The sequence below is a fragment of the Dyadobacter sp. genome, from assembly GCF_051859145.1.
Classification (GTDB): Bacteria; Bacteroidota; Bacteroidia; order Cytophagales; family Spirosomataceae; genus Dyadobacter.
The window spans coordinates 3,525-11,280 of the sequence record NZ_JBHYGF010000088.1; the positions used below are offsets into that span (position 1 = coordinate 3,525).

The window sequence follows — 7,756 nt, forward strand, 5'->3', positions numbered from 1 at the left end:
AATTTCTCACCGACCCCAATTCCATTATTAAACCAGGGGTTGATAATGGCAGGTATGTTTGGCGCGCGCAGCGTTTTGGCTTCATCAAGCGGCTGCATAAATTCCCAGCCAACCAGCGGATACAAAATCCCGAGCGAGATAATCCCAATGATCGCCATTGGAACCAGCATTCGCATCTTTTTCTTTTCAAGAAGAAAAAGAGGTATTAGTATTAATACGAAAATTGCCTTGGTAGTGAGAAGTCCGATCGCCAGGATAGCTGCATACCATTCAACGCGCAATGTACGCTCACGGACCAGGTAGGCGAGTATCACAAAAAGCCACATCCAGACATCTTCCTGCGCGCCGATGACACAAAGTACAAGCGACCCTGGCAGCAGCAGGTAAATAATCGCGAGGAACAGGAATTTTCCTTTTGTAAAAAATGGTCTGAAAAAATGATAACTGGCCAGTAGCGCAACTCCATCCATAACCGCCATTGTGAACACGATCATTTTCGCATTGAACCAGATTTTTAACCATACACCTAAAAAATAAGCATACAGCGGCGAGTACGGCGACCAGAAGTCACGGTATACAACCTGTCCCATTGAAGCTTTGCTCGCTTCGTCCCAAAATCCATTCACATCGGAGGTAGGCTCCATACCTGCTGCAATGTAAATGACTACAAAAGGAATTAATCGCAACAAAAGCCAGCTTATAAGAAGCGTAGCTCTTGCAGATTTTGATTCAAGCCAATGCGCTATCCTGGTTTTAAAAAACAGTAATATAACAACAAGAAGAATGCAGAGCAGGCTGATGCCTAGCTTGGCGAGGATTATGCTCATGCCAGTACCGTGTTTTTGGAAGGAACAATCTTGCGATATGTTTCCCGCAAAATCCAGAGGAAGCAGAGCACATTCAGTATTTCAAGGATGTATTCAAACAGGTATGATAAGTCACCGAACATGCCCAGCGAAGTATATGCAGGCTGTTTGATATATACCCAGACAAACGGTTGTACAACCGTAAGCCAGTTCAGCAAAAGCAAAACTACTACGTGGAAAGTTTTGCGGATATCTATAATCTCAAATAAAACGGCCATTAAATAAGCGATCAGATAAGCTCCCATTGCACTGGCCTGGAAAATCATCATGCAAACAAAGCAGGCAACGAAAATGCCTGGCAGTACTTCATTAATGTGCCTGTGGCGCGATTTGAATGCAAGATAAACCGGAATAAAAACGGTGAAAAGCAGACCAAACCAGTTGATCAGTCCCGAGTTTCTTTCGTCAATAGGTACAATCAACTCAATGAACGGGCGGCTGATGGAAAACAGATTGGGCGTCATCAATTGCTCTGTGTGCCGGATCGGCATTAGAAAAAGATCACCGATTTGCCAGTAAAGAAAACCTACAGCCGGCAAGCCTATTGCCGCCATCACTAGGAGCATCTTGACTGGTTTTTTGACCAAAACTAAAATTGCCGGAAGCAGGAAAATGAATGTTACCTTGATAGTCAGCAGGAAAATGGCGTAGAGAATACCTAATCCTACTTCGTAATTCTCAGTCTTTTTAAGCGTGTAGCGCCACATCAGCAGCGCAGCACCCCAGAACCATACTTCCTCTTGGCCGTCGACCAGAATGTACATGAAGCCCGCAGGCAGCATATAGTAAATAATTGCGAGCTGTAATGCTTTTGAAGTGCGTTCCTTGTAAGTCTTGTAAGTAAGCCAGAGAATACCGGACTCCATTAAAACCATAAAAAGCACAATCGCGCGTGCATTGTGCCAGATCCAGACAGGCAGGCTGATGATATAAGCGTAGAGGGGCGCGTGGTAGGACCAGAAATCACGATAGACAAAGCCGCCTGCTTTGGCGGCTTCGGCTTTGTAAAAGAAAAAAGGAATATCTCCCCGTGGCTCTTCGTTGACTATCAGGAATATCCCGATGTAAGGAATGAGCCGGAAAAGCAAAAATCCCAGTCCGAAAGTTAATTTATCATTTCCTGACTGCCAACGCGAAAAAAGATCGGACCTGGTAATTGCCCAGATTATTCCGAGCGTTAACCCAAGATTAATGAGGAGTTTAATGTAAAAAACGGTAAGAATCGGCATCTGCAATCTGTCGTAATCAAGGCGCAAACTTAAAACAAGTTTACTGATAATGAGTAGCTAATATCAAAGATTTAATCCAGGGAGTGGTGTGCTTGCCCACTGTTCACCAAAAAGATTATTTTTGATCATGATCATAATTTCAATCAACGTTCAATAAGTCAACAACCACATTATTTAACGGAATGGATTTTAATTTGAGCGAAGAGCATGAATCTGTGCGCGAGGCTGCACGGGATTTTGCCAATACGGAGTTGCAGCCCGGAGTCATCGAGCGCGATATCAAAGAGAAATTCGATCCCGCCTTGCTTCAAAAAATGGGTCAGCTTGGTTTCCTTGGGATGATGGTAGCGCCGGAATATGGCGGTAGCGGCATGGATACGCTCTCTTACGTGCTAGCCATGGAGGAAATTTCCAGGATTGATGCGTCTGCGGGCGTTATTATGTCTGTCAATAATTCTCTGGTCTGCTGGGGTATTGAAAAATACGGGAGCGAAGAACTAAAACAAAAATATCTGACGCGGCTTGCCACAGGCCAAATAATCGGGGCGTTCTGTTTATCAGAGCCAGAAGCTGGTTCTGATGCAACTTCCCAGCATACCAATGCCATTGATCAGGGAACACACTACCTCTTGAATGGTACCAAAAACTGGATTACCAACGGAAATACTTCAAGTGTTTGCATTGTTATTGCGCAAACTGACGCCGAAAAGAAGCATCACGGGATCAATGCGTTTTTGGTAGAGAAGGATTGGAGCGGATTTGCAGTGGGTAAGAAAGAGGATAAGATGGGAATAAGGGCCTCGGACACACATACTTTGATGTTTTCTGATGTAAATGTGCCCAAAGAGAACAGAATTGGCGAAGACGGACTTGGCTTTAAATTCGCGATGAACGTTTTAAACGGAGGCAGGATAGGTATTGCTGCTCAGGCGCTGGGAATAGCCGCAGGCGCATTGGATCTCTCCTTGAAATATTCCAAGGAACGCAAAACATTCGGCAAGCCGATCAGCGACCACCAGGCAATTCAGTTTAAACTGTCAGAAATGGCCACGAAAGTGGAGGCTGCGAGACTATTGGTCTATAAAGCTGCGCTGCTGAAAGACGAGGGAAAGGATTACGTTCAGGCGGCTGCAATGGCAAAATTGTACGCCTCGGATGTAGCAATGTGGGTTACGACAGAAGCTGTCCAGATACACGGAGGCTATGGATATGTAAGAGAATATCACGTCGAGCGGCTGATGCGCGATGCGAAAATTACGCAGATTTATGAAGGTACCTCTGAAATACAAAAACTGGTGATAGCCAGGGAGCTGCTGAAATAGGATGATTTAGAACAACAAATTCATTTTTGTTCTAAATGTTGGATTTAAATGATATCAAAATATCATTTTTTTTCAGTTTTTTGTCAATCTATACTTGTATTAGTTTTGTACAATTTATTAGATTTGTACAAAAATCGAAAATTACGGTCGAAAGGACCCTTAAACATATAAAGTATGGAAGATTATAATAAGATTATTGAATCTTTAGGGGTAAAATTCGTTAAAGCCCGTCATATACGGATTTTGCAGCCTATTACAATTAAGAATTTCTACGATGTCCAGAATTCACTTACGATTCTGTATGACGGAGAAGTTTCTTTTGGCTCTGAAGAGTCGCAGAAAGTGGAAGAAGGCGATATGCTTTTCATTCCAGGCGGAAAACATGCGACTGTGACCTACGGTAACACGCAAACTGCGAAGACTGTTTCGAATGAGGAGTTCATGACCAACCGCGATAACTATATCGACGCCGGCCACGATCCTGCATTGATCGGAAAGCTTCCTAATTCTTTCGGGTTGATTTCTTTTGAAGCAAAGGTTTTTGATACTGTCAACTTTTTTACTTCACTGGATGTACCACCGTTCCTGATCAAAAGAGACGATCAGATCGCGGCTACAATCAACCAGATCCTGACAGAAGATATGCTGGATACACCTGGAAAAGGCCGTATCATCAAGATAAAGACAGAAGAAGTTGTAATCGAAATTATCCGCTACATTCTTAAAAACAAGCTGTTTGTTGAGCAGCTGGTGACAAACAGTACCTATTTCAAAGATCCACGTCTGATTGACATTTTTGCTTATATCAAAGACAATCTGGGCGGAGATCTTTCGAATAAAGTATTGGCCAATGTGGCAAATGTGTCTGAGGATTATGTAGGTCAGTATTTCAAAATGCTGACAGGTATTAATCCGCAGGATTATATCGAATACCAAAGAATGGAAAAAGCGGTTGACTTGCTTCGTACATCCAAGAAAAGTATTCGCGCGATTGGTTCTGATGTTGGTTACAAAGACACAGCCTATTTCTGTCGTCGTTTTAAAATGATGTTTGGGATCCCGGCTGGCAAAATGCGCCGTCGTGAGTCTTTGATGAATGTATAGATCAAAGGAAACAGATATGAAAAAGGAGCTCTCAAAAGCTCCTTTTTTTGTTTAACTGCACTCCTATTTCAGTTGACCGGAGTAAGCTGAACCGCAGAAACCTGCCACCTGCCCCCAGCTCTCACGCACACCGTCATATAACTTAGGTCGCCCTGAAAGCTGCTGTTTTGCAACCTTGCCCGCACGCTCCACAAGCCGGTAATTACGGCCACATCACGGTAATTGCAGGTGCCGGCGCCGGAGAGCATGCCGGATTCAACGACAATCAAACCTTCGCTAATAGCCTGTTTCAATTGCTCTCTACTGATTTGCTGTCCATTGAAGCTGGTTACGGTAAAGTCGGTCGTAAGTAATTGATCCAGCGCGGCTGCATCTTTCTCCTGTAATGCATTAAAAAACAACTTCGCACAATCCGTCCCGTCGACCGGCGCCATTTGTGCCTGTGTTACGACAGCGATCGAAAACAAAGCCAAAAACAATGCTATGAATTTCATGTATTGGGAAGTATAAGGTAGCTTCGTGGATTAATTTAAACTTAACGAAAGCAATTGTCTAAAATGAAATTTGCGGACAAATTTTATACCCTGATACTTTTTGTGGTATTGAATGCATGCGGCGCTGCGCCGGATAAACTAGGCAAGCTCGACCTTAAAAAATGGCGTTCTGATCGGGGAGGCTGCGAGGATATTCGCGGTGCGCTTAAACAGGACTTTAAAGCTGTGCAGGAAGAACTGAAAGGGAAATTCGCTGATGATATTACCAAGATACTTGGCCGCCCTGATATTCACCAGCTTGGCGAGCGTAACCAGAAGTTCTATGTTTATTTTTTAGAAAAAGGTCCGCAATGCGAAAATATTCAGTCGCCTTCGAATGCAGAGAAAGTGATTCTGAAATTTAATGCAGTCGGGCTGCTGTCAGAGATCACCTACCAGAGCCGGCCATTGTAATTACTGGTAAAACTTCCTGATTTTGATCAGCTGCTCTACCGGCTCCGGTACAAGGTATTTGATCGATATCCCCTTCTTTATAGCAGACCGGATGAATGTAGCTGAAATATCCAGCAAAGGTGCTTCAACAAACCGTACCGCCTTGTGATTAGCAAAAGCATGCGGCTTTGAACCAGGCCGCGGATACACGTACAAGCCCGTATATTCCAGGATTTGCTCGTAATTTTTCCAATTAGGAAATTGCGCAAGATTATCTTCTCCCATAATCAGCCTGAATTCATGCTGAGGGAATTTTTCCTGAATGCGGATCAGCGTGTCAATCGTGTAACTTGGCTTGGGCATATGAAATTCAACATCACTGGCCCGGAATGCAGGATTATCAGAAATCGCACGCTCAACCAGGTCAAATCGGTCAAATTCGTGAAGTAAGCTGCTGTTCTTTTTGAATGGATTTTGCGGACTGACGATAAACCAGATTTGTTCCAGGTCTGTCGTTGCCTGCATAGAATTGGCAATGATCAAATGACCAATATGAATGGGATTAAAAGAGCCGAAAAACAGACCGATTTTCATGCAATAAAATTAAGATGCAAGAAAACGTTCTACCAGCTTTTCCGCATTTTCAAGGGCGAGGTTAAGCTCATTGTTAACCAGCACTTCGTCAAATTCATGCTCAAAGCTTTGTTCGTAGCGCACTTTTGCCAGCCGGGTAGCCAGCGTATCGGCCGACTCTGTTCCGCGACCTGCCAGGCGGCGTTGTATCTCTTCCTCAGAGGTTACTTTCACGAAAATAGCCAGCGCCAGATCTCCGTATGCTTCTTTCAATTTTAAACCGCCTTTTACATCCACATCAAATATCACGTGCTTTCCCTGTGACCAGAGCCGCTGGATTTCTGATTTCAATGTACCGTAATAATTTCCGGCATACACTTCTTCCCATTCGGCAAACTCCTGGTCAGCAATCTTCTGACGGAAGTCGGCGAGTGAGAGAAAGTAGTAATCCTTTCCCGCAATTTCATGGTCCCGTTTCTCGCGTGTACAAGCAGAAACAGAGAATGCGAGCTGGTTACTATACTTACTTAATAAGTGTCTGACAATGGTGGTTTTTCCAGAACCGGAAGGGGCAGAAAATATGATGAGCTTACCTTTCACACGAACAGATTAACTGTTGATTTTAGTTAAAATCGTATTTAGGATACTTTCAGGGCAGGGCTTTTTCGCAATTTTGTGATTGAGTGAATCCTTAATGCATTTTTCCAGACGATAGGCTTCGATGCAAGGAATGCATGTATCCATATTTTCGCGAAAATGGTCTTTTTCAGCTTCGGTCGCCTCATCATCCAAGATAGCCTGAATGACCTTCATACACTGAGCGCGGTGCTCACACGTGTGCTTCATGACTTTGTTTTGCGCAGCTTCTGTCACAGAAGGCGTCGTTGAGGATGCATTCATTACTTAAAATGAAAAGAATAATGGAATAAGTTTCTGTTGTACCCTATAACCGAATAGGTTGCAAAAAAAGTTTCACAACCTACGAATCATATCCCATTGAACTTGCGTAGCCCTTTAATTTTTCTTTCAAAAGGTTACGTGCGCGGTGCAACCTTGAACGTACAGTACCAATAGGAATGTCGAGTATCTTCGCCATTTCCTCGTATGTGAAGCCTTCTATATCACACAGGATAATTACTGTGCGGAAATCAACTGGAAGTGCATTCAATGCATTGGCCACTTCGTCTCCTATCAGCTCCTGAACTGCATCTGCGCGAAGATCGACTGTGTACGTAGTGTCAGAAGCTTCTTCTGAATTGTAGGTAGTTTCAACTTCCTGGTAATCGACTTTAGACGGTTCTTTGCTCTTTTTCCGGTAATCGTTTATGAAGCTATTTTTAAGGATCCTAAATAACCAGGCTTTTGCATTTGTGCCTTGTTCAAACGAAGAAATAAACCGGAAAGCTTTTAAGTATGTATCCTGAACCAGGTCATTTGCATCGTCTTCATCCATGGTAAGGCGAAAGGCGAAGTTATACATGGAGTCGATATGAGGCATGAATTCGCGGTTAAATACTTCATAACGAAGATCATCCGTGTATCCATTAGTCGTGAGCGTTTCTGACATGGCAACTAACATAGGAATGCTGAATTTACAAAGATTAATAACAGCTCCAAACGGTACAAATTATTTTTGACAAATGGCTCGTTGAAGCTATTTAACAGCCACTGCATCACGATAAAATTAAAGAAAGACAGAACTCACCATTTCCGAAAACTGCCTTTTTGCTCATCGT

The 7,756-nt window shown here is 43.4% G+C and carries 10 protein-coding genes; 3 read left to right on the forward strand and 7 right to left on the reverse strand.

Annotated features, from left to right (window positions below; translation table 11 throughout):
* Both ACTIE6_RS06690 and ACTIE6_RS06695 read right to left on the reverse strand, forming a co-directional pair.
* A partial coding sequence (locus tag ACTIE6_RS06690; protein ID WP_439555895.1) for a hypothetical protein occupies positions 1 to 827 on the reverse strand: 827 nt, incomplete at its 3' end.
* On the reverse strand, positions 824 to 2,095 hold the full coding sequence (locus ACTIE6_RS06695) for a hypothetical protein (RefSeq protein ID WP_439555896.1): 1,272 nt from the start codon (positions 2,093 to 2,095) through the stop codon (positions 824 to 826). The genes ACTIE6_RS06690 and ACTIE6_RS06695, both read right to left, overlap by 4 nt.
* Positions 2,096 to 2,277: 182 nt before the next feature.
* On the opposite strand from ACTIE6_RS06695, the gene ACTIE6_RS06700 reads away from it, so the two are divergent.
* Both ACTIE6_RS06700 and ACTIE6_RS06705 read left to right on the forward strand, forming a co-directional pair.
* On the forward strand, positions 2,278 to 3,417 hold the full coding sequence (locus ACTIE6_RS06700; protein WP_439555897.1) for an acyl-CoA dehydrogenase: 1,140 nt from the start codon (positions 2,278 to 2,280) through the stop codon (positions 3,415 to 3,417).
* Positions 3,418 to 3,591: 174 nt separating this feature from the next.
* The gene (locus ACTIE6_RS06705) at positions 3,592 to 4,521 is read left to right on the forward strand and encodes a helix-turn-helix domain-containing protein (RefSeq protein ID WP_031529699.1); all 930 of its coding nucleotides are present in this window, start codon (positions 3,592 to 3,594) and stop codon (positions 4,519 to 4,521) included.
* A 68-nt stretch (positions 4,522 to 4,589) separates the two neighbouring features.
* Here the strand turns inward: ACTIE6_RS06705 and ACTIE6_RS06710 are convergent, their stop codons facing one another.
* The gene (locus tag ACTIE6_RS06710; protein WP_439555898.1) at positions 4,590 to 5,015 is read right to left on the reverse strand and encodes a nuclear transport factor 2 family protein; all 426 of its coding nucleotides are present in this window, start codon (positions 5,013 to 5,015) and stop codon (positions 4,590 to 4,592) included.
* 63 nt (positions 5,016 to 5,078) lie between these two features.
* Between ACTIE6_RS06710 and ACTIE6_RS06715 the strand changes: the two genes are divergently transcribed.
* Positions 5,079 to 5,468 carry a hypothetical protein gene (locus tag ACTIE6_RS06715; RefSeq protein WP_439555899.1) on the forward strand — a complete coding sequence of 130 codons (390 nt, stop codon included), beginning with the start codon at positions 5,079 to 5,081 and terminating at the stop codon, positions 5,466 to 5,468.
* Here ACTIE6_RS06715 and nadD read toward each other — a convergent pair whose 3' ends face one another.
* From nadD to ACTIE6_RS06735, 4 genes are all read right to left on the reverse strand, one after another.
* Positions 5,469 to 6,041, reverse strand: coding sequence for a nicotinate (nicotinamide) nucleotide adenylyltransferase (gene nadD, locus ACTIE6_RS06720; protein WP_439555900.1), 573 nt, complete (start codon positions 6,039 to 6,041; stop codon positions 5,469 to 5,471).
* Positions 6,042 to 6,050: 9 nt separating this feature from the next.
* Entirely contained in the window at positions 6,051 to 6,620 is a 570-nt protein-coding gene (gene gmk, locus ACTIE6_RS06725) for a guanylate kinase (RefSeq protein ID WP_439555901.1), read from the reverse strand.
* A gap of 9 nt (positions 6,621 to 6,629) precedes the next feature.
* Positions 6,630 to 6,893: a phosphohydrolase gene (locus ACTIE6_RS06730; protein ID WP_439555902.1), complete on the reverse strand. Its 264-nt coding sequence runs from the start codon at positions 6,891 to 6,893 to the stop codon at positions 6,630 to 6,632.
* Positions 6,894 to 6,999: 106 nt separating this feature from the next.
* Complete coding sequence (locus tag ACTIE6_RS06735; RefSeq protein WP_439555903.1) at positions 7,000 to 7,599, reverse strand: sigma-70 family RNA polymerase sigma factor; 600 nt, start codon at positions 7,597 to 7,599, stop codon at positions 7,000 to 7,002.
* Positions 7,600 to 7,756: the final 157 nt, after the last annotated feature.

Coding starts and splice junctions, on each gene's coding strand:
- ACTIE6_RS06695 (WP_439555896.1), bottom strand. CDS start 2,095: ATGCCGATTCTTACCGTTTTTTACATTAAACTCCTCATTAATCTTGGG.
- ACTIE6_RS06700 (WP_439555897.1), top strand. CDS start 2,278: ATGGATTTTAATTTGAGCGAAGAGCATGAATCTGTGCGCGAGGCTGCA.
- ACTIE6_RS06705 (WP_031529699.1), top strand. CDS start 3,592: ATGGAAGATTATAATAAGATTATTGAATCTTTAGGGGTAAAATTCGTT.
- ACTIE6_RS06710 (WP_439555898.1), bottom strand. CDS start 5,015: ATGAAATTCATAGCATTGTTTTTGGCTTTGTTTTCGATCGCTGTCGTA.
- ACTIE6_RS06715 (WP_439555899.1), top strand. CDS start 5,079: ATGAAATTTGCGGACAAATTTTATACCCTGATACTTTTTGTGGTATTG.
- nadD (WP_439555900.1), bottom strand. CDS start 6,041: ATGAAAATCGGTCTGTTTTTCGGCTCTTTTAATCCCATTCATATTGGT.
- ACTIE6_RS06735 (WP_439555903.1), bottom strand. CDS start 7,599: ATGTTAGTTGCCATGTCAGAAACGCTCACGACTAATGGATACACGGAT.